This window comes from Mesorhizobium sp. M6A.T.Ce.TU.002.03.1.1 (genome assembly GCF_003997275.1).
Taxonomy (GTDB): Bacteria; Pseudomonadota; Alphaproteobacteria; order Rhizobiales; family Rhizobiaceae; genus Mesorhizobium; species Mesorhizobium mediterraneum.
Genome location: NZ_RZTI01000020.1, coordinates 50134 through 72030, shown reverse-complemented (window position 1 = coordinate 72030; position 21897 = coordinate 50134). Strand labels below are relative to the sequence as shown.

The following is a 21897-nucleotide window of genomic DNA, read 5'->3' as shown; positions in this document are numbered from 1 at the left end:
GGTTTCAGCTCGGCATAGGTCCAGATCGGCCAGTCGCGATCGTAGAGGTCGAGCTCCGGCGTGATGTCGGTCAGGTCGATATTGGCTTCCCAATAGGCGTCGACCGTGCCGACATCGCGCCAGTAGGCTTCGTTCTCGGCGGTCGAGCGCACGCAGGATTTGGCGAAGCGATGGGCGATCGCCTTCCCATGCTCGACGACATAGGGGATGATGTCCTTGCCGAAGTCTCGGCTTGAGCCCGGTTCGGCCGCGTCGCGGCGCAGTTGCTCCATCAGGAACTTGGTCTTGAACACATAGATGCCCATCGAGGCCAGGGCGAAGTCCGGCTTGTCGGGAATCCCGGGCGGATCGGCGGGCTTCTCGATGAAGGAGATGATGGTGTCCTTGGCATCGACATGCATGACACCGAAGCCGGTCGCCTCAATGCGCGGCACTTCGAGGCAGCCGACGGTGACATCGGCTCCGGCTTCGACGTGCTGGCGAAGCATCAGCTCGTAGTCCATCTTGTAGATGTGATCGCCGGCCAGGATGACCATGTATTCGGGCCCGTAGGCCTCGATGATGTCGATGTTCTGGTACACGGCATCGGCCGTGCCCTCATACCATTGCGTTTCCGACACGCGTTGGCTGGCCGGCAGAATGTCGAAGCTCTCGTTGCGCTCGGGCCGCAGGAAGTTCCAGCCGCGCTGCAGGTGGCGGATCAGCGAATGCGCCTTGTATTGCGTGGCGACGCCGAGGCGGCGAATGCCGGAATTGAGCGCGTTGGAGAGCGCAAAATCGATGATGCGCGTCTTGCCGCCGAAATAGACCGCCGGCTTGGCGCGTCGGTCGGTCAACTCCCTGAGCCGGCTGCCGCGGCCGCCGGCCAGCACATAAGCCATGGCATCGCGCGCCAGCGGCTGGGTTCGTTTTATCTCTGCCATTTTATCCTCCCAAGTTACGCGCTGCGAGACATCGCTCATTCCGAAGCAAATTCGAGCATGATCGTTGACAGCGGCGGTAACAGCATCGTCGCCGAGATGCTTCCTCCTTCCGCCCGAGCCTCGACGGCGCCGCCATTGCCCTTGCCGGAACCGCCATAGTCGGCGGCGTCCGTATTGATGATCTCGCGCCATTTTCCGGCCGTCGGCAACGGCACGCGATAATTGTCGCGTGGCACGGGCGTGAAATTGGAGATGACGGCGACCGGATTTCCGCCCGGCGCGCTACGCAGCCAGGCAAAGACGGAGTTCGCGCTGTCGTCGACGATCAGCCAGGAAAAGCCCTCCGGCTCGCAGTCGCGCGCATGCAGCGCCGGGCGCGAACGGTAAAGATAGTTGAGATCGCGCACCGTTTGCCGGACGCCGCGGTGGAGCCGGAAATCGAGCAAGTTCCAGTCGAGCGCGCGCGCCTCGCTCCACTCGCGGCGCTGGGCGAATTCCTGTCCCATGAACAACAGCTTCTTGCCGGGGTAGCCCCACATGAAGGCGTAGTAGGCGCGCAGCGTTGCGAATTTCTGCCAGTCGTCGCCGGCCATCTTGCCGAGCAGCGTGCCCTTGCCGTGCACGACCTCGTCATGGGAGAGCGGCAGCACGAAATTCTCTGAGAAGGCGTAGACCAGGCCGAAGGTGATATCGTTGTGGTGATGCTTGCGAAAAATCGGCTCCTTGGAAAAATACTCCAGCGTGTCGTGCATGAAGCCCATGTTCCACTTGAAGCCGAAACCCAGTCCGCCCTCATGCACCGGCTGCGAGACCTTTGGCCATGAGGTCGATTCCTCGGCAATCGTCATCACTCCCGGATGATGGCCATAGACCTCCTTGTTCATCCTCTGGAGGAAGCTGACCGCCTCGAGGTTCTCGCGCCCGCCCTTTTCGTTGGGAATCCATTCGCCGGCCTTGCGTGAATAATCGAGGTAGAGCATCGAGGCGACGGCATCGACCCGCAAACCGTCGACGTGGTATTTCTCGGCCCAAAACAGCGCATTGTTGACGAGGAACGAGACGACCTCGCGCCGGCCGAAATTGTAGATCGCCGTGTTCCAGTCGGGATGGAAGCCCTTGCGCGGGTCGGCATGCTCATAGAGCGCGGTGCCGTCGAAATTGGCCAGGCCATGCGCGTCCACCGGGAAATGTGCCGGCACCCAGTCGAGGATGACGCCGACGCCGGCGCGGTGGGCGCCGTCGACGAAGCGGGCAAAACCGTCCGGATCGCCGAAGCGGGCCGACGGCGCGTAGAGGCCTGTCGTCTGGTAGCCCCAGGACGGGTCATAGGGATGTTCGGAGATCGGCATGAATTCGATATGGGTGAAACCCGTGTCGACGACGTAGGGGATCAGCCTTTCGGCGAGTTCGTCCCACGACAGGAAGCTGCCGTCGTCGTGAAGCTGCCAGGAGCCGGCATGGACCTCATAGATCGACACCGCCTCGCGCCTGGGGTCGGTGTTGCGCCAGAAATTGCGGTGCGCCTCGTCACCCCATTGATGCGCCGGCGGAAGCGCCGTCACCGAAGCGGTGGCCGGGCGCAGTTCGGACCTGAAGGCGAACGGATCGGCCTTCAGCGGCAGCCTCACGCCATCGGGTCCGATGATCTCGTATTTGTAGGGCCGGCCGGCGCCGATGTCGGGAATGAACAACTCCCAGATGCCGGTGTCGCGGCGGACGCGCATCGTATGCCTGCGGCCGTCCCATTCGTTGAAGTCGCCGACCACCGAAACACGCCTTGCATTGGGCGCCCAGACGGCGAAATGCACGCCGGACGCACCCTCGTGGTCGATGAGATGCGCGCCGAGCTTGTCGAACAGCCGGAGATGCGAACCCTCGGCAATGTAATAGTCGTCCAGCGGACCGAGCACCGGACCGAATGAATAGGGATCGGTCAGCCACCAGTCGCCGCCGGCATTGCGCGCATGATAGCGCAGGGGCTGGCGCTTTTTGAGCGACAGCCTGCCCTCGAAGAAGCCGCCTTCGTCACGCCTGGGGAGTTCGCCCGCTTTCTTGCCGGTCAGCGTGTAGGCAGTGACGAGCTCGGCATGAGGGACGAAGCAGCGGGCGACAAAGCCCTTGTCAACCTCGTGCACACCGAGGACAGCGAAAGGATCACCATGCGTGCCGGCGACAATCGCCGCGACATCACCGGCTGACGCCAGTCCATCCGGCCCGCTTGTCGCAGCGGTCGCGCGCGGCTTCCTCATCAGGCAGTGACCCTCCCCGGGACCACGTTGTTCGTGGCCTCATGCAATCATATCAAACGGGCACGTTCCAGATTTCTTTCGCATATTGGCGGATCGTGCGGTCGGACGAGAACCAGCCGACGCGGGCGACATTGCGGATTGCCTTGGCGTGCCAATCCGGGCTGTTGCGCCAGACGGCGTCGACGTCGCGCTGGGTGGCGGCGTAGGCATCGAAATCCGCTGCGACCATGAACCAGTCGCTCTGATAGAGGCCGTTCATCAGGTCGCGATAGCGTTCCGGATCGTCAGGCGAAAAGACGCCCGACGAAACGGCAGCCACCGCCTGCGCCAGTTCGGGAGAGGCTTCGATCACGGATCGCGGATCGTAGCCGTTGCTGCGCCGCTCGGCGACCTGCTCAGTGGTCAGGCCGAAAATGAAGATGTTGTCGTCGCCGACGCATTCCTTGATCTCGACATTGGCACCGTCGAGCGTGCCGATGGTCAGCGCACCATTCAGCGCGAATTTCATGTTGCCGGTGCCGGAGGCTTCCATGCCGGCGGTCGATATCTGCTCCGAAAGGTCGGCGGCCGGCATCATGATCTCGGCCAGGCTGACATTGTAGTTCGGCACAAACACCACTTTCAGCAAGCCGCGAACGGCCGGGTCGCGATTGATGACCTTGGCGACGTCGTTGGCGAGTTTGATGATCAGCTTGGCGTTGTGATAGCTGGGCGCCGCCTTGCCGCCGAAAAACTTGACGCGGGGCATCCAGTCGCGCTCCGGATGGGAGCGGATCTGGTCGTAGAGCGCGATCGCTTCGAGGATGTTCAGCAGCTGGCGCTTGTATTCGTGGATGCGCTTGATCTGGATGTCGAACAGCGCCGAGGGATCGACCTTGATGCCGAGGCGGTCGGCGACGAGATTGGCAAGCCTGACTTTGTTCGCCCGCTTGACGGCCGCGAACTTGTCGCGGAAGGCGGCGTCGTCGGCAAAGGCATCGAGCTCCTTGATCGCGTCGATGTCGTCGAGGAAGCGATCGCCGATTGCCTCGCGGGTGAGCGCGGTAAGACCGGGATTGCATTGGATCAGCCAACGACGCGGTGTGATGCCGTTGGTCTTGTTGTTGATGCGGTCGGGGTAGAGCTTGTGAAGGTCGGCAAACACCGTTTCCTTCATCAGCTCGGTGTGAAGGGCTGATACGCCGTTGATCGAGTGCGAGCCGACAAAGGCCAGATTGCCCATGCGTACCCGGCGGTCGCCATTTTCCTGGATCAGCGAGATGCGACCGATCTGTTCATCCGAGAACTGGTCGGAGGCGCGCGCCTCCAACAGCACTTCAGCGTTGATGGCGTAGACGATCTGCATATGGCGCGGCAAAAGCCGCTCGAACAGCGGCACCGGCCAGCTTTCGAGCGCTTCGGGAAGCAGCGTGTGGTTGGTATAGCCGAAAGTGCGCTTGGTGATGCTCCAGGCCTGGTCGAAGTCCATGCCGTGGACATCCATCAGCAGGCGCATCAGCTCGGGCACCGCGATGGCCGGGTGGGTGTCGTTTAGATGGATCGCCGCCTTGTCGGGCAGCGACTGCAGGTCGCCATACTGGCTGAGATGACGCTGGATGATGTCCTGCAGCGAGGCGGTCGAGAAGAAATACTCCTGTCTTAGCCGCAGCTCCTGACCGGCCTTGTGGGAATCGGCGGGGTAAAGGACGCGCGACAAAGCATCGGCCTTGTTGCTTTCGGCGAGCGCACCGATGTGGTCGCCGGCGTTGAACTTGTCGAGCAGGATCGGATCGATCGGCATGCCGGACCAGAGCCGCAGCGTGTTGACGCGGTTGGCCCGCCAACCGACCACCGGCGTATCGTAGGCAACCGCCAGAACATGTTCGATCGGCTTCCAGACATGGCGCTCAAGCCTGCCGTCCTTCGAGGTGATCGATTCCACCGCGCCGCCGAAACCGACCTCGAAGGAGCGTTCGCGCCGCTCGAACTCCCAGGGGTTGCCGTGATCGAGCCAGGTCTCGGGCAGTTCGACCTGCCAGCCATCGTGGATTTCCTGACGAAACATGCCGTTGGCATAGCGAATGCCATAGCCATGCGCGGGGATGTCGACGGTTGCCATGCTTTCCATGAAGCAGGCGGCGAGCCGACCGAGACCGCCATTGCCAAGCGCTGCATCCGGCTCGAGGGCCGCGATGAGATCGAGGTCGACGCCGAGAGACCGCAGCGCTTCGCGCATATTGTCCATCAGGCCGAGGTTGGAGAAGGCGTCGCGCATCAGGCGGCCAATGAGGAATTCCAGCGACAAATAGTAGACGCGCTTTTCCTGCTGGGCATAGGCCTCTTGCGTCGCCTGCATCCAGTGATCGACGATGCGGTCACGCACGACTTTGATCGAGGCGGTGAGCCAGTCGTATTGCGTGGCGACTGCGGTGCCCTTGCCGACCCTGTATTTGAGGGCCTTCAGGACTTCGTCAGCGAGCGTCTTGGGATCTGGGGTTTCGAGAATGGGAGCTTTGGATGCCATCGCGTGCGTCATGTCGCCTCTCGTGCGGTTGCCATGATCATACTGGCTTTCACCATTCCTCCCAGCCCATGCTAGCGCATATTTTGTTATACATTCAATCGAGTTAGATTGCCGCGGGGCAGCTTACCCTGCGGCAGTTTAGCAACTTAAAGCGCGTCGCGTTTGGGCGGCTTCCGCGATGCGTGCATGTCGTTATCCCAAAACCGCTACGCACTTTTGGGCGACATGCATCAGGCCGCCAGCGCCGCCTCCGGCGGAAGCTTCGCTCCGGTCATGAAGGCGACGGCGTCGGACATCGTATATTGCTTGGGATCGATGACACAGAGGCGACGGCCAAGCCGATGGATGTGAATGCGGTCGGCCACCTCGAAGACATGCGGCATGTTGTGCGAGATCAGCACGATCGGCAGGCCGCGCTTCTTCACGTCGAGGATCAGTTCGAGCACGCGGCGGCTCTCCTTGACGCCTAACGCCGCTGTCGGCTCATCCATGATGACCATCTTCGAGCCGAAGGCGGCGGCCCGCGCTACCGCCACGCCCTGGCGTTGGCCACCCGAGAGCGTTTCCACGGCCTGGCTGATGTTCTGGATGGTCATCAGGCCAAGTTCGGTGAGCTTGTCGCGGGCGCGCTTTTCCATGGCCGGCCGGTCGAGCATGCGCAGCCAGTCGCCCAGAAAACCCGGTTTGCGGATCTCGCGACCGAGGAACATGTTGTCGGCGATCGACAACGCCGGCGATAGCGCCAGGTTCTGGTAGACGGTTTCGATGCCGGCCTCGCGGGCCTCGATGGGCGACTTGAAGAGCACCTGCTTGCCGTCCAACTCGATGGTCCCCTCGTCCGGAATCACGGCGCCAGAGATCGCCTTGATCAGCGTCGACTTGCCTGCGCCGTTGTCGCCGATCACGGCCAGGATTTCTCCCGGATAGAGATCGAAGTCGCAGCTATTCAGTGCGGTGACGCGGCCATAGCGCTTGACGAGGCCGCGCGCGGTGAGGATGGGCTCCTGGGTCATGGTTACACCGAAACCTTTCTGATCCACTGGTCGATTGCCACGGCGCCGATAATCAGCACACCGGTAAGCAGCACTTTCCATTGCGGATCGGCGCCCAGCATGTTGAGGCCCATCGAAACGACGCCGACGATCATAGCGCCGAACAGCGTGCCCAGAATCGACCCGCGTCCGCCGAAGAGGGAAATGCCGCCGATCACCGTCGCGGTGATCGCCTGCAAATTGTAGTCGGTTACAGCGGCGGACGGCGAGATCGAGCCGTTGCGGCCGATGGAGACCCAGGCAGCGAAAGCGGCGATCAGCCCGGCAAGGGTGTAAACCGAGATCAGCACCTTCTTGGTCTGGATGCCCGACAGTTTTGCCGCCTCCGGATCATCGCCGACGGCGTAGACATGGCGGCCCCATGCCGTGTGATTAAGCACGTACCACAGGATCAGCACCAGCACGACCATGGCAATGACGCCGATTGTCAGCACCGCTGTGCCGATCTTGAAGTTCAGGCCAAACAGATGGAGCAGCGGCGCCTGGACGTCGACGTCGGCGTCGCGGATCGTCTCATTGGCCGAATAGATGAAGTTCGTGGCCATGACGATGTTCCAGGTGCCGAGCGTGACGATGAAGGGCGGCAGCTTCATGTAGGCGACCAGCAGCCCATTGAGCAGCCCGCAGGCCCCGCCGGCGGCAAGCCCGATCACCACCGCAAGCAAGGTCGGCAGACCATAGGTGACCGCGCAATTGCCCATGATCACGGCCGAAATCACCATGATCACGCCGATTGACAGGTCGATGCCGGCTGTAAGGATGACCAGCGTCTGCGCGGCTCCGAGAATACCGACGATGGCAATCTGCTGCAGGATCAGCGTCAGCGTGTAGGACGAAAAGAACCGCCCTCCGATGGTGACGCCGAAGACAGCGATCGACAGAACCAGCACGATCAGCGGCACCGCAGCCGGAGTGGAATGCAAAAAATGCTGGATGCGCTTGACGATCGACGTGCCGTGCTCGTCAAAAGCAGCAACGCTTGTCTCGCTGTTCGAGAGAGCCTTTTCGAATTCCTGAACCTGAGCCATGTTTCCTCCCATGGGGCCTCAGCCACGCCGACGCCCGTCCAACCATTCCCGATCTGCCGCCGGAATTGTTCGCGCTTGCGATAGCGCATCGTCCGCCCGAAACGACCGGGGATCAAGCCCCCGGCCGATCGGTTCTGTTGCCTGTCAGACCGGCATCAGCCCCAGCACTTGGCGAGGCCTTCCTTGGTGTCGATGGACTTCACGCCTTCCGCCGGCTTGTCGGTCACGAGGTTCACGCCCGTGTCGAAGAAATCCTTGCCTTCGGTCGGCTTGGGCTTCGTCCCATCCTTGGCGAAAGCGGCGATCGCTTCGATGCCGAGTGCCGCCATCTGGAGCGGATATTGCTGCGAGGTCGCGCCGATCACGCCCTCGGCGACCGACTTCACGCCGGGACAGCCGCCGTCAACCGAGACGATCAGCACGTTGCCTTCGAGGCCCACGGCCTTGAGCGCCTGGTAGGCGCCGACGGCTGCCGGCTCATTGATGGTATGGATGACATTGATGCCGGGATCCTTCTGGAGAAGGTTCTCCATCGCCTTGCGGCCGCCTTCCTCGTTGCCGTTCGTGACATCGTGGCCGACGATGCGTGCATCGTCCTCATCGCCGATCTTGTTGGGGTCCTTCACGTCGATGCCGTAGCCCATCATGAAGCCCTGGTCGCGCAAGACGTCGACCGTCGGCTGCGAGGGCGTCAGGTCGAGGAAGCCGATCTTGGCATCCTTCGCCTTGTCGCCGAGCGTCGCGGCGGCCCACGCGCCGATCAGCTTGCCGGCCTCCAGATTGTCGGTCGCGAAGGTCGCGTCGGCGGCGTCGAGCGGATCAAGCGGCGTGTCCAGCGCGATCACGAGCAGACCGGCGTCACGTGCCTTCTTCACCGCCGGGACGATACCCTTGGTGTCCGACGCGGTGATCAGGATGCCCTTGGCGCCGTCGGCGATGCAGCTTTCGATCGCCGCCACCTGGCTCTCGCTGTCGCCGTCGATCTTGCCTGCGTAGGCTTTAAGCTCAACGCCGAGCTCTTTGGCCTTGGCGGCCGCGCCTTCCTTCATCTTGACGAAGAAGGGGTTGGTGTCGGTCTTGGTGATCAGGCAGGCGCCGACGTCGGCAGCGGACGCGGCCGAGGTGAACGCCATCAGACCCAGTCCGGCCGCGGCAAAAACGGTGGACTTCAATAGTGCTGTCTTGGTCACGATTTTCCTCCCAGTGGAACCATTTCGGATGCCGGCCAACCGGCATCCGCACAAGCATCCAGACGACTTCTCCCGGCGTGGACGCCTGGCCCAACACAACACCAGGCCGAGGTTTCTGTCAATAATTAAATCACTCTTATTTATTATTGACAGGACTGCATCGTTCACTCATTCTGGCCCCAAAAGCTTTGAGGGGAAACGACGGGAGGAACAAGGGTGGAGACCGGCATTACGGGGCACGGTTCGCCCGAGGCAGCCGAAAGCCGCATTCATCGCGGCACCAACCAGAGCGGCATGCGAGACCACAATGAGCGGCTGGTGCTGTCTCTGGTGCGTCGGCACGGCAGCCTGGCCAAGTCCGACATTGCGCGCATGACCGGACTTTCGGCTCAGACAGTTTCCGTCATCATGCGCGAGCTCGAGGTGGACAAGCTCCTTGTCCGCCAGGCGCCGTTGCGCGGCAAGATCGGCCAACCCTCCATTCCGATGGCGCTCAATCCCGATGGCGCCTATTTCATCGGCCTGAAGATCGGCCGTCGCAGCGCCGAACTCGTGCTGATCGACTTTCTCGGCAATGTACGCTCGATGCTGCAGCATTCCTACCGCTATCCGGCACCGCGCGAGACGGTCGAATTCGTCACCTCCGGCATGAAGACGATGCGCGGCGAGCTCACCCCGGCGCAGGACAAGCGCATTGCCGGGCTCGGTATCGCCATGCCGTTCGAATTGTGGAACTGGGCCGATACGGCAGGTGCGCCGCGCGACGTCATGGACGAATGGCGCCACCGCGACATCCGCGCCGATATCCAGGCGCAGTGCGAATTCCCCGTCTATCTGCAGAATGATGCCACCTCGGCTTGCGGCGCCGAGCTGGTGTTCGGCAAGGCGGGTGCGGCGCGCGACTTCGTCTATTTCTATATCGGTGCCTTCGCCGGCGGCGGCATCGTGCTCAACGGTCACCTTTTTGGCGGGCCGACCGGCAATGCCGGCGCGCTGGGTTCGATGCCGGTGCCCGGACCGGACGGCAAGCCGACCCAACTGATCGACGTGGCGTCGATCGCCATGCTGGAAAAGGCGCTCAACGCGCGCGGTGTCGAGGCCTCGCATCTGTGGACGTCACCGGAGGATTGGGGCGAGATCGGCGTCGAGCTTGACGACTGGATCGCCTGCGCCTCGCAAGCGCTCGCCTATGCCATCGTGGCAGCATCCTCGGTTATCGATTTCGAGGCAGCGGTGATCGACGGATGGATGCCGAAGGCCGTGCGGCGCCGGCTCGTCGATGCCGTTGTCGAAGCCATCGGCAACATCGACGGCGAAGGCCTGAACCTCCCAGCCGTTCGCGAGGGCACTGTCGGTATTCATGCACGTGCCCTGGGCGGCGCCAGCCTGCCGCTTTCCGAGCGCTTCCTCATCGGTTCGACGACGATTTCCAGGAGTGCTTGAGTTTGCTGGTCGGAATGGTTGCAAGGCGGTTGCGCTTGCCGGCGCCGGCTTCTATCTACGGGTCAGATCCGCGCACGCGATCGTCGCGACAAACGAGCCGTAGCTCTACGCCAACATCATCATCCGCAAGGGTGTGATCTATCCGCCGGAGAACTGCAAATCATGATCCTCTGTTGCGGCGAAGCCCTGATCGACATGCTGCCGCGTACCACGACGGAGGGCGAGCCGGCCTTTGCCCCCTATGTCGGCGGCGCGGTGTTCAACACCGCTATTGCGCTCGGCAGGCTGGGAGCACCCGCCGGTTTCTTTTCCGGCCTGTCGTCGGACCTGTTCGGCGGCCAGTTCAGGGACGCACTGGGAGAGAGCAAGGTCAGTTCCACCTATGCGCACACATCTCCCCGGCCGACCACGCTTGCCTTCGTGCGGCTGGACAACGGCCAGGCGACCTACACGTTCTACGATGAAAACACAGCCGGACGCATGCTGACCGTCGACGATCTGCCGAAACTCGGCAGCGAGATCGAAGCCATGCTGTTCGGCGCCATCAGCCTGATCTCGGAGCCGGCCGGATCGGCCTACGAGGAATTCATGCGGCGCGAGCATAAGCGCCGCGTCATGATGCTCGACCCCAACATTCGGCCCAATTTCATCCCTGACAAGGCCAAGCATCTCCGGCGCATCCGCTCTATGATGGCGATGGCCGACATCGTGAAACTGTCGGATGAGGACCTCAACTGGTTCGGCGAAGCCGGCTCGCACGAAGACGTCGTCCGCAACTGGCTGGATCGCGGCCCGACCCTGATCGTCGTCACCCATGGCAGCGAAGGCGCTGCCGGCTACACCAGGGATCACAAGGTCACGGTCGTGCCGGACAAGGTCGAGGTGGTCGATACGGTCGGCGCCGGCGACACGTTCAACGCCGGCATCCTGGCCTCGCTGCACGAGCAAGGCCTGCTGTCGAAGGAGGCGATCGCCAATCTGCCGGAAGACGCCATCCACAAGGCGCTGACGCTCGGCGCCAAGGCTGCGGCGGTTACCGTGTCGCGAGCCGGCGCCAATCCGCCATGGCGGCACGAAATCGCCTGATTGCACGGCGATACACCCAGCTTGGCGATCACTTTATGTTTCGCCGGCCGGACGCGACGCGATATGAAAACCAAATGATGCCTGACGAAGCCCGGATTTCCGGCATCTTCAAAGGGCACCTCGGAAATCAGAGGTAACAGGCTGCGACACTTGAGCAATTCGCGGTTTGGTTCGTGCAGCTTTCTCGGCTGGCGCAACTCTGATACCAGCGGCCGGTTATCTGGCTAGTACCGTTTTGAGGCCGACATGCAGTTCATCGATCTTGGCGCGCAGCGCGAACGAATCCGCGACAGGCTGAAAGTGGCGATCGACCGCGTCGTCGATGAGGGACGCTATATTCTGGGACCTGAGGTCACCGAATTCGAAAATAAGCTCGCCGCCTATATCGGCACCAAGCATGTCGTCGCCTGCGCCAACGGCACCGACGCGCTGCTGTTGCCGCTGTTTGCGGCCGGCATCGGCCCAGGCGACGCGGTGTTCGTGCCGAGCTTCACCTTCGCCGCCACGGCGGAAGTGGTGGCGCTGGCCAAGGCCGAGCCGGTTTTCGTCGATGTCGATCCCAATACCTACAACATCGACATCGCCAGCCTCGAGGCTGCCATCGCCATGATCAAGGCGGAAGGCCGGCTGAAGCCAAGGGCGATCATTCCCGTCGACCTGTTCGGGCTTGCCGCCGACTACGAGGCGATCATGGCGATCGCCAACCGCGAAGGGCTGATGGTTATCGAGGATGCTGCCCAGTCGATGGGCGGCTCGATCGACGGCAAGATGTGCGGTTCGTTCGGCGCGGTCGGCTCGACCAGCTTCTACCCGGCAAAGCCGCTCGGCTGCTATGGTGACGGGGGCGCGATGTTCACCAATGACGATGCGCTGGCCGAACAGCTCCGCTCGTTCGCCTTCCACGGCAAGGGCGAAACCCAGTATGACAATGTCCGCGTCGGCATCAATTCGCGGCTCGACACGTTGCAGGCGGCGATCCTGATCGAGAAGCTGGCCATTCTCGAAGACGAGATGGTTGCCCGGCAAGCGGTTGCAAATCGTTACGCCGAAGGGCTCGGCGACATCCTCAAGGCGGCGCGCAACCTGGACGGCGGCCGTTCGGCCTGGGCGCAATACGCCGTCGAGACGCCGAAGCGCGACGGGCTCAAGGCGCATCTCGGCGAAAAGGGTATTCCTTCGGTCATCTATTACGTGAAGCCGCTGCACAGCCAGATCGCCTACCGCGACTATCCGCGCACGCCGTCCGGTCTTGCCGTTTCGGAGGAGCTGCCAAAGCGGATTCTCTGCCTGCCCATGCACCCTTACCTGAGCGAAGCCGATCAGGACCGGATCATCGAGACGATCCGCAACTATATCGGCTCGAATTCGGCGGACGTCGCCGCAGCGTAGAGCTTCACGCGCGCGATCACAGTCTAGCCGGTATGCCTTCCAGCAGCACGCCGATCGCGGCATCAACAGGCGTCAGTTGCGACGACGCGCTTCCCCGGCGCCAGCGCATGGCGGAGGCCGCCCTCCCCTTCCGATATCTCAAGTCTTGGCACCCACAGTCGCGACATCGGTAAGCGCAAATCCCGCATCTATGGTCAGGATCGGCGCTTGGTAGGATTTCGCGGTGGCATAATGGAAGCAATCGGCAAGATTGAGCGCACTATTGCGTTCAGCGTCCGGATAGCGGTGCCGTCCATAGCGATCGAAGGCTTGCAGCGCGGCGGTCAACTCACGGCTCGAAATCGCCAGAACCTCGACCCCAGCCGCTTCAAGGAACTCCTGCACTCGCGCTTCAGCTTCTGCCATGGGAATGCGCTTTTTGCGAAACAGCCCAACAGTCGCTTCCCATGCAGCCACGACCGATGTGATCGGCCGCGGCGAGCGCGCGGCATCTAGCGCCGCCGCAAGGTTCTCGGCCCCAGGCTCTTCCGTCACAATTGCGATGATTGCCGACGCATCGACGAACATCAGTAGTCGCCGCTGAGGTCATCGAAAAACGCCCGGTCTGCCGCAAGGCCGGTGTCCGGATAGGCCGCAATTTTCGCGCGCAAAGGCTTCAGCCGCTCCCACAGAGGAATCGCCTCCTCGGCACGGCGCAGTTCGTTTTCCAGGGCCAGCTTCACGGCAGCCGTCTTGTTCAACCGCGTGCGCGCCGCCAATTTTTCGGCAAGCATATTTACCTCTTCACTGCGAATGTTGAGCGGCATAGCGAATTCTCCTATGTGTAGACGTACATATAGAAACGCCAACACGTGATGGCAACCGCCCATCAGGAGAGCATAAGGTTTTGTGTGCGGCGGAATGCGAACGTAGCCAAGAAGAACCTGTTCTTGGGGCCACGTCTGATTGCCCGCGGCCGGTCATGTATTTTAACTCGAGCGGCGATGTTTTGGGCGAAATCGTTTCGTCGAAGAGTTCTGTGCGCCAGATGCCACGACCGAAGCGGGGATCGTGACGCGCGGTCTCAGCCGGATTTATGCTTCGCACGGCGATCCACGCCCTGCAGGGCTAGCGACGTTATAATCGTCAGGTTGGCCCGACTGCCTTGCCGCTGGCTATGAAATGCGGATTGGCGAAGTCCTCGTCATCGCTCTGATTGCGCTTGCCGTAGGCCAGCGGTTTGCCATCAAGCGTGCGCGTCATGCCGCCGGCGGCGCGCAGCACCGCATCGCCGGCCGCGGTATCCCATTCCATGGTGCGGCCGAAGCGCGGATAGACGTCGGCCTCGGCGCCGGCGACAAGACAGAATTTCAGCGACGAGCCGACCGAGACGATCTCGGCAGCGCCTACCGTGCGGATATAGGCTTCGGTCTCGGGCGTGTTGTGGGACCGGCTGGCGACGATGGTCAGTGGCGCCACACCGGCCCTGGCCGAAATCGGCCGACGGCCGATGATCTGGTAGTCGCCATCGACTTCGATTGCTTCCGCCCTGCCCGGCCGGCCGGAAAAAAAGCGTCCGGTGCATGGCGCAAAGACCACGCCGATCTCCGGCACGCCGTGGCGGACGAGCGCGATGTTGACGGTGAAGTCGGTCCTGCGGTTGACGAATTCCTTGGTGCCGTCGAGCGGATCCACCAGAAAAAAGGCGTCGTCGAGGTCGGGCGGCACGATGCCGGCCGATGCCTCTTCCTCAGCCACGCAAGGGATGTCGGGGAACGCGGCGCGCAAGCCGGCGAGGATGATCTTTTCGCTCTCGCGATCGGCCTCGGTCACCGGCGAGCTGTCTGATTTCTGATCGACCGCGCAACCAGCATCGAAAACCCGCATCACCTCTCGCCCCGCCGCCAAGGCAAGGCGCTCGAACACGCCGAGCATCGCTTCGTCGTCAGATGCCGCCGCCGCTATCGTATTGGTTTTCGGCAATGTCGCGCTCGTTCAGCCAGAGTTCCAGGGCCTCTACCATCTCCTCGGCAGACTTGCCGAGTGTCTTGAGATGGATTTCGGGGTTTTCAGGAGCCTCATACGGGGAATCGACGCCGGTGAAATTCTTGATTTCGCCATTCAACGCCCGCGCATAGAGACCCTTCGGATCGCGTCTGGCGCATTCCTCAAAGGGTGTATCGACAAACACCTCGACGAATTCACCGTTGGCCATCATCTCCCTGGCCATGCGCCGCTCCGCGCTGAAGGGCGAAATGAAGGAAACAATGACGATCAGCCCGGCATCGGCCATCAGGCGCGCCACTTCCGCAACGCGGCGAATGTTTTCGACGCGGTCGGCGTCGGTGAAGCCAAGATCGCGATTGAGGCCGTGGCGAACATTATCGCCATCCAGGATGTAGGTGTGGCGGCCGGTGGCGAACAGCTTCTTCTCGAAGAGGTTGGCGATGGTCGACTTGCCCGAGCCCGAGAGCCCGGTGAACCAGAACACGGCAGGCCGCTGGTTCTTCAGATCGGCGCGGCCGTGCTTGCCGACATCGAGCGATTGCCAGTGAATGTTTTCGGCACGGCGCAGCGAATGCAGGATCATGCCAGCGCCGACCGTGGCGTTGGTGATGCGGTCGATCAGGATGAAGGCGCCGGTCGTTCGGTTCTCGGCGAAAGTGTCGAAGGCGATCGGCGCCCGCGTCGAGATGTTGCAGATGCCGACCTCGTTCATTTCGAGCGACTTGGCCGCCTCATGGGCAAAGTCGTTGACGTTGACGCGGTATTTCAGGTCGGTGACGGTGGCGCTGGTCTGATCGGTCTCGGTCCGCAGGATATAGGAGCGGCCCGGCAACAGCGCATGCTCGTCGAACCAGACGATATTGGCGGCGAACTGGTCGGCGACCTGAGGCCGCGCCACCGGCGACACCAGCATATTGCCGCGCGAGACCTCGACCTCGTCGTCGAGAACAACGGTGATGGCCTGGCCGGCAACCGCTTGGCTCAGGTCGCCGCCATGCGAGACGATGCGCCTGACGTGTGCGGACTTGCCGGATTTGGCGACAACGACCTCGTCGCCTGTTGAGACGGAGCCGGACGCGATCGTGCCGGCAAAACCGCGAAAATCGAGATTGGGGCGGTTCACATACTGCACCGGAAAACGGAACGGCAGTTCGACAACGGCTTCATCGACCGACACGGTTTCCAGATGTTCGATCAGCGTCGGCCCGGAATACCACTTCGTCTTGTCCGAGCGGCTGGTGACGTTGTCGCCGTAACGGGCAGACATCGGGATCGGCACGATCGTCTGGAAGCCGAGCTTGTGCGAAAATTGCCTGAAATCCTCGATGATCCGTTCGAAGACGGCCTTGTCGAAGCCCACGAGATCGATCTTGTTGACGGCGAGCACGATGTGCCGAATGCCCAGCAGCGAGGCGATGATCGAGTGGCGCCTTGTCTGGCGCAGCACACCTTGACGGGCGTCGATCAGCACGATGGCCAGATCGGCGGTCGACGCGCCTGTCGCCATGTTGCGCGTGTATTGTTCGTGGCCGGGCGTGTCGGCGACGATGAATTTGCGCTTCGGCGTGGCGAAAAAGCGATAGGCGACATCGATTGTGATGCCCTGCTCGCGCTCCGCCTCTAGGCCATCGACCAGCAGCGCGAAATCGACGTCGTCGCCCGTCGTCCCATGCTTGCGCGAATCACGCTCAAGCGCGGCAAGCTGGTCCTCGAAAATCTGCTTGGTGTCCGAAAGCAGACGCCCGATCAGCGTCGACTTGCCGTCGTCCACGGAACCGCAGGTCAGGAAGCGCAGCAGCGACTTTCGTTCCTGCACCGCAAGATAGTCACGAATGCCGTCGGTGGAGGCGAGGCTCTTGGCCATGATGTGGCGCATGCTCAGAAGTACCCCTCGCGCTTCTTCTTTTCCATCGAGCCCGCTTCATCCCGGTCGATCAAGCGGCCCTGGCGCTCTGACGTGCGCGCGGTGAGCATTTCGCCGACGATGGCCTCCAGCGTATCGGCGTCCGATTCGATCGCGCCGGTCAGCGGATAGCAGCCAAGCGTGCGGAAGCGCACCAGCCGGTTGTCCACTGTCTCGCCGGGGCGCAATACCATGCGGTCGTCATCCCTCAGAATGAGCATGCCGTCACGTTCGACGACCGGCCGCTCCTTGGCGAAATAGAGCGGCACGATCGGGATGTCTTCCTGGAGAATGTACTGCCAGATATCGAGCTCGGTCCAGTTCGACAATGGAAAGACCCGGATCGATTCACCGGTCGCGATGCGGGTGTTGAATATCTTCCACATCTCCGGCCGCTGATTCTTCGGATCCCAGACGTGCTGGGCGTTGCGGAAGGAGAAGATCCGCTCCTTGGCGCGCGACTTCTCCTCGTCGCGACGGGCACCGCCAAAGGCTGCATCGAAGCCGTACTTGTCGAGCGCCTGCCGCAGCGCCACGGTTTTCATCACATGGGTGTGGGTGTTCGAGCCATGATCGAAGGGATTGATCTTGTCGCGCACACCATCTTCGTTGACGTGGACCAGGAGATCGAAGCCGAGCTTTTGCGCCATCTGATCGCGGAAAGCGATCATTTCGCGGAATTTCCAGGTCGTGTCGACGTGGAGAAAGGGAAACGGCGGCTTGGCGGGATAAAACGCCTTCATCGCAAGGTGCATCAGCACGGAGGAGTCCTTGCCTACGGAGTAGAGCATGACCGGCTTGGCGAACGCCGCCGCAACCTCGCGAAAGATATGGATGGATTCAGCCTCGAGCCGCTGAAGGTGCGTAAGCGCGATGTTCATGGACTGTGAGCGTTCTCTCGTGCCATCCAGACCCTGCATCGATGCATCAGGCGCAATTTTCAGCTACCCGGTTCAAGCTTCATTTCTGGACAATGTTTTTTTCGTTTTTTCGTGCAGGCGTTCTAGCAGATCGCCAATGTCTATAACAATGCAAGACAAGCCTGCCCTAGAGTGGTTCGGGAATGAATTTTCCACGCTGGGGCCAGATCTCGGAAATTCCTGCTCAATGGGCTAAGGGACCTAGTGGCCCAAGAAAAATATTCGCGGGGGCGAGATCAACGTCAACTCGGGCTATCCTCTCCTGCGGTCACGAGTGGTGGATTAAGCCGCACTCTCGATTTTGATGGCAGGCCCGGCCCTGCCGTACTATCGAAAACCATGATCAGCCGCTATACCGGCTCCTGAATGAGCCACCGCGCGTAGCGCATGGGCATGAAATCTTGAAGATCATTGCACCAGCCACGGTCAAGTTAAATCCTCATCTCAAAAGATCCCGAAGAATGCGAATTATACCCTTGGACCGGCTTTCATCGATAAAACAACAATTCACACCGGCACGGGTCAATATCTACTTTTCCATTCTTTGCTTCTTTTCTCCCTCCGTTTTGGGATCGGTGGTTAGTTTTGCATTCAATGGCGGCGGCCTGTGGTCGACCCTACTCATTGCACTGAAGAGACGGCGCTTCAATGTCGATCGGCCCATGGCCGCCCTCACCGTCGCGATCTATGCCTTTTGCGGCGCCGTTGTCCTCGCCTCCATCGTCAACAACTCGATTGCGAGGGATGCGACGCATCTTGTACCGTTGATCACCTTCCTGTTTTTCCCCTTCTCATATTCGGTCTGGAGCATTTCGCAGAAAACCACCCTTGCCCGCGTCATCATACTGAGCAGCATGGCCGCTTGCTTCGGCGCATTGCTGCTGACTGGCATCCAGTACTATTGGATTGGCCTGCCAAGGGTTGAAGGTGGTGCCGGAAATCCGATCGTGTTCGCGACGGTCGCCTGCCTCAGTGTTTTGGTATGCATGGCTGGCGCTTTGTCGGGAATCGAAAAGGCCAGGAGCCTTCTCGCCTGTGCGGCGTTGGCCGGAACAATCGCCATCCTCTACTCCGGTTCGCGTATCATCTGGCTGGCGATGCTGATTGCAGGCATAGCCGTTCTGCTGATCAATCGGCAGAAGCTCAGGGGCAAGTACGCCCTTCGTCTGTTGTTGATGCTGGGCGTGGCCGGCCTCGCGATCGCTGCCTTTGGATTCCAAACAATATTGGAGCGAGCCGAGTTCCTCCATTCCGACTGGGAGGCGCTCACGGCGCATGGCAACTACAGCACCGCCTTGGGATTTCGCGTTGCCATGTGGCAAATTGGCCTCGACGCATTTCGCGAAATGCCGCTTTTCGGACATGGGGTGGGCGCGACGCCGCTGTTGATGAAACAGGGATTCCAAGAGCAGTTCGGCATGGACAAAGGCTTCAGCCACTTCCACAACGGCTTTCTGACCGCACTGGTGGAAGCAGGAATCGTGGGAGCTGTCGCGCTGGCGGCCATCTTTATCGTTGCCGCCAAAAATGCCGCCGCAGTGCTGCGCATCAGTGCCGATCCGGTCGAGCGGTTCGGCGCCACCATGATCGTCATTGTGGTGATCACCTATCTCTCAGGCGGAATGGTGGGCATTCTTATCGGTCATGATATTCTGGATTCGGTGCTGATGATCTTCCTGGTGTCGGGGACATATCTTGCATCGGGGCGCCATATGCCGCTGGCGGACGAACAAGCGCTTCCTGCGACATCGGCCGCCGAGTAGTAGCTTCGAGCAATGCAATGAAAGTGTTGGTCACTGGCGCCACAGGGTTCATCGGGCGCCTTGTCGTGCAACACCTCCGAGACGCGCAGTTCGAGATCCGGATCGCCTCCCGGCACCCGGAAAAGCTCGGTTCGGGAAACGACATCCTCCTGCTGCCGAATTTCGACGCGCCTGCCGAGGCCTTTGCGACGATCCTGAAAGACGTCACGCATGTCGTCCACTGCGCCGGGTTGAACAACGATCCTGGCAATCCAACCGAAGCCGATTACCTGAAAGCCAATGCCGAATTGACCGAGCAGCTCGCGCGCGCCGCGGCTGCACAGGCCAACGGACGCTTTATTTACCTGTCTTCGACCCGGGCTGTGGTCGACGCCGGCTTCAGCGGGAGGCTCGACGAAGAGACTATCCCTGCCCCGCAATGCGCCTATGGGCGTTCGAAACGCGAAGGCGAGATCAGGGTCCTGGACGCTTATGCATCGTCCGGCCGCTCCGATGCCGCAATGCTGCGCCTGCCGCCGGTCTACGGATCTGGCATGAAGGGAAATCTGGCGACACTGATGCGCTTGGCCGACACCGCCTTGCCGCTGCCCGCAGCGGCCCTGGCGGGCGTCCGCTCGCTGATATCCTCCGAGGCAGCGGCCCGGGCGGTTTTGCACCTGCTGACCCATTCGATCCCGCTTCGCCCCGTCTATATCGCCAGCGATATACGGCCAATCCCGGTCGCCGCCATCATCGAAGCCTTTCGGCAAGGCTTTGGACGGCCGAAACGCCTGGTTGCGGCCCCTGCCGGCCTGATACGGCCGGTCGCATCGTTGCTGGGCAAACGCAAATTTTGGGAAAGCTTGACCGCAACGCAGATATGCGATCCGTCCCTGCTCATTTCGGAGGGCTGGCTGCCGGAAACCGATACGATCGAGCGACTGACCGCAATAGCGCGGGTCAGCAGACTTGCTCAGGTCCGATAAATCGTTCCAAGCAGAATCCTGACATCGAGACCGAACGACGCCGCCTTGAGATAAGCGGCATCGGTTTCGGCACAGAGCGTCGGGACCGACATGTCGATGCCTCGAATCTGGGCCAAGCCGGTTATGCCCGGAAGCATGGATGACACGCCCAACTGCTTGCGACGCTCGATCAGCTCCGTTTGTGTGGGCAAGCATGGACGTGGCCCGACCAGGCTCATTTCCCCCTTAAGGACGTTCCAGAGTTGCGGCAATTCATCAAGCTTGAACCGCCGCAAGACTTTTCCGACCACCGTAACCGAATTTGCCGGCGCCTCGTGCGAGGGCAATGACGGCGTCCCCAGATACATCGTTCTCAACTTGTGGCAGCGAAAAAGCCCGCCGTTGCGGCCTACCCTCGTCTGGGAAAAGATTGCAGGCCCGGGTGACGATAGCCGAATAGCCAGGATGGCAAGCAACAGGACAGGCGACGTGATCAGCAGCAGCAGGGCCGCCACCACGAGGTCGAAGGTCTGCTTCGCTGCCTTCATGAACATGCGTTAAATCCGGCCGGAGAAGATTGCCAAATAGAGCCCGAAGGTTCCAAAAGGCGTCTGCCGATAGACGCCGCTTTGGCGCAGATAGCTCAGGCGACGGAAGATATTGCCCTTTCGGGCCAGGATGAACAAGCCTAGGCAGGCAGCCGCGTCTGTCGTGAGAAGATCACGATTGGCGGCCAGACCACTGAGATTCTCATCCGTCCAATTGGCAAATCCGCCTTTCAGCAGATGCGCGAGCCGGGAAAATCTCGCCCTCCACGAAACGTTGGCCCCGACCAAATTTGCCCCGTGCTGGCGGTAGCGCACCAAAGGCCGCGGATCATACCGAACGATGCCGCCTGCAGCCGTTACGATGAGATAGGCCCACCAATCGTGACTGACAAATCGGGCCTTTGACGACGCCTTGGCCAGCAGGTCGCGTGCCGCGCCGTTGATCATGATGGTGTTGCCGCCGGCAATGCTTTGCACGAGAGCGTTGCGGAAGGACGGCGGCCGTTGGAACAGCGGCGAACAGCCGATTACGCTTCCGTTTTCGGTCATGGTTGCGGTTCTGGAGCAGAACATAGCCGGGATTCTTGCGTCCAGCGTCCGCATCCAGCGGACAGCGCTTTCCAGCCTGTCCGGCTCCCAAATGTCGTCCTGGTCGCAAAAGGCATAGTAGTCCGCCTCAATCCGCGGATCGACGATCATCGACCGAAAATTGGCAGCGAAACCCTGGCGGGGCCCGTCCACCAAGCTCAGCCGACCCTTGTGCCAGCGAGGTTTCCAGGCGCCGATGATGGCGGTCGTGCCGTCGGTCGAACCATCATCGGAAATCCACAGATCGACCAGGGAATGCGACTGCGCGAGGAGAGAGCCGAGCTGTTCTTCGATGAAAGCCGCGCCGTCCTTCGTGCCCATCAGTATGGCGACGCGCTGATCTTGTTTGCTCACGATTGTGGTGTCATCTGCAAATGCCTGA

General features: G+C 61.4%; 18 protein-coding genes and 1 pseudogene. 6 read left to right on the top strand and 13 right to left on the bottom strand.

Features of this window, described 5'->3' with window-relative positions; genetic code table 11:
* The 6 genes from EOC93_RS09285 to EOC93_RS09255 all read right to left on the bottom strand — a co-directional run.
* Positions 1 to 923: glucose-1-phosphate adenylyltransferase (locus EOC93_RS09285; RefSeq protein WP_164759095.1), on the bottom strand; the 923-nt coding region annotated here is incomplete at its 3' end.
* A 35-nt stretch (positions 924 to 958) separates the two neighbouring features.
* Positions 959 to 3172 (bottom strand): 1,4-alpha-glucan branching protein GlgB, encoded by a 2214-nt coding sequence (gene glgB / locus EOC93_RS09280; protein ID WP_127204442.1) that lies wholly within the window; start codon positions 3170 to 3172, stop codon positions 959 to 961.
* 52 nt (positions 3173 to 3224) lie between these two features.
* Complete coding sequence (locus tag EOC93_RS09275) at positions 3225 to 5687, bottom strand: glycogen/starch/alpha-glucan phosphorylase (protein ID WP_095486095.1); 2463 nt, start codon at positions 5685 to 5687, stop codon at positions 3225 to 3227.
* A 218-nt stretch (positions 5688 to 5905) separates the two neighbouring features.
* On the bottom strand, positions 5906 to 6688 hold the full coding sequence (locus EOC93_RS09265) for an ATP-binding cassette domain-containing protein (protein ID WP_095486096.1): 783 nt from the start codon (positions 6686 to 6688) through the stop codon (positions 5906 to 5908).
* Positions 6689 to 6690: 2 nt separating this feature from the next.
* Positions 6691 to 7755: an ABC transporter permease gene (locus EOC93_RS09260; RefSeq protein ID WP_095486216.1), complete on the bottom strand. Its 1065-nt coding sequence runs from the start codon at positions 7753 to 7755 to the stop codon at positions 6691 to 6693.
* 155 nt (positions 7756 to 7910) lie between these two features.
* Entirely contained in the window at positions 7911 to 8927 is a 1017-nt protein-coding gene (locus EOC93_RS09255) for a sugar ABC transporter substrate-binding protein (RefSeq protein ID WP_164547250.1), read from the bottom strand.
* Positions 8928 to 9161: 234 nt separating this feature from the next.
* Here EOC93_RS09255 and EOC93_RS09250 point away from each other — a divergent pair, with 234 nt between their 5' ends.
* From EOC93_RS09250 to EOC93_RS09235, 4 genes and pseudogenes are all read left to right on the top strand, one after another.
* The gene (locus tag EOC93_RS09250) at positions 9162 to 10388 is read left to right on the top strand and encodes an ROK family transcriptional regulator (RefSeq protein WP_095486098.1); all 1227 of its coding nucleotides are present in this window, start codon (positions 9162 to 9164) and stop codon (positions 10386 to 10388) included.
* Between the two features lie 16 nt (positions 10389 to 10404).
* Positions 10405 to 10554 (top strand): annotated as a pseudogene (locus EOC93_RS35525) (RbsD/FucU domain-containing protein); the annotation flags it as partial.
* A complete protein-coding gene (locus tag EOC93_RS09240; protein WP_095486099.1) occupies positions 10551 to 11474 on the top strand; it encodes a carbohydrate kinase in 924 nt (307 codons plus the stop codon). The pseudogene EOC93_RS35525 and the gene EOC93_RS09240, both read left to right, overlap by 4 nt.
* 246 nt (positions 11475 to 11720) lie before the next feature.
* Positions 11721 to 12863: a DegT/DnrJ/EryC1/StrS aminotransferase family protein gene (locus tag EOC93_RS09235; protein WP_095486100.1), complete on the top strand. Its 1143-nt coding sequence runs from the start codon at positions 11721 to 11723 to the stop codon at positions 12861 to 12863.
* 138 nt (positions 12864 to 13001) lie between these two features.
* Here EOC93_RS09235 and EOC93_RS09230 read toward each other — a convergent pair whose 3' ends face one another.
* From EOC93_RS09230 to cysD, 5 genes are all read right to left on the bottom strand, one after another.
* Positions 13002 to 13430, bottom strand: coding sequence for a type II toxin-antitoxin system VapC family toxin (locus EOC93_RS09230; protein ID WP_095486101.1), 429 nt, complete (start codon positions 13428 to 13430; stop codon positions 13002 to 13004).
* Positions 13430 to 13669, bottom strand: coding sequence for a type II toxin-antitoxin system VapB family antitoxin (locus EOC93_RS09225; protein WP_095486102.1), 240 nt, complete (start codon positions 13667 to 13669; stop codon positions 13430 to 13432). The genes EOC93_RS09230 and EOC93_RS09225 overlap by 1 nt, the downstream gene beginning before the upstream one ends.
* Before the next feature lie 319 nt (positions 13670 to 13988).
* The gene (gene cysQ / locus EOC93_RS09220) at positions 13989 to 14777 is read right to left on the bottom strand and encodes a 3'(2'),5'-bisphosphate nucleotidase CysQ (protein WP_164759096.1); all 789 of its coding nucleotides are present in this window, start codon (positions 14775 to 14777) and stop codon (positions 13989 to 13991) included.
* 10 nt (positions 14778 to 14787) lie between these two features.
* Positions 14788 to 16725, bottom strand: coding sequence for a sulfate adenylyltransferase subunit CysN (cysN, locus tag EOC93_RS09215; protein WP_164759094.1), 1938 nt, complete (start codon positions 16723 to 16725; stop codon positions 14788 to 14790).
* Between the two features lie 2 nt (positions 16726 to 16727).
* Complete coding sequence (gene cysD, locus EOC93_RS09210) at positions 16728 to 17633, bottom strand: sulfate adenylyltransferase subunit CysD (RefSeq protein WP_095486105.1); 906 nt, start codon at positions 17631 to 17633, stop codon at positions 16728 to 16730.
* A gap of 614 nt (positions 17634 to 18247) precedes the next feature.
* On the opposite strand from cysD, the gene EOC93_RS09205 reads away from it, so the two are divergent.
* Together EOC93_RS09205 and EOC93_RS09200 are read left to right on the top strand one after the other, a co-directional pair.
* Complete coding sequence (locus EOC93_RS09205) at positions 18248 to 19435, top strand: O-antigen ligase (RefSeq protein WP_126107209.1); 1188 nt, start codon at positions 18248 to 18250, stop codon at positions 19433 to 19435.
* A gap of 17 nt (positions 19436 to 19452) precedes the next feature.
* Entirely contained in the window at positions 19453 to 20400 is a 948-nt protein-coding gene (locus EOC93_RS09200; protein ID WP_127204439.1) for an NAD-dependent epimerase/dehydratase family protein, read from the top strand.
* Here the strand turns inward: EOC93_RS09200 and EOC93_RS09195 are convergent.
* Entirely contained in the window at positions 20388 to 20927 is a 540-nt protein-coding gene (locus tag EOC93_RS09195) for a sugar transferase (RefSeq protein ID WP_127204443.1), read from the bottom strand. The genes EOC93_RS09200 and EOC93_RS09195 overlap by 13 nt on opposite strands.
* A gap of 9 nt (positions 20928 to 20936) precedes the next feature.
* Complete coding sequence (locus EOC93_RS09190) at positions 20937 to 21869, bottom strand: glycosyltransferase family 2 protein (RefSeq protein WP_127204438.1); 933 nt, start codon at positions 21867 to 21869, stop codon at positions 20937 to 20939.
* Positions 21870 to 21897 lie beyond the last annotated feature (28 nt).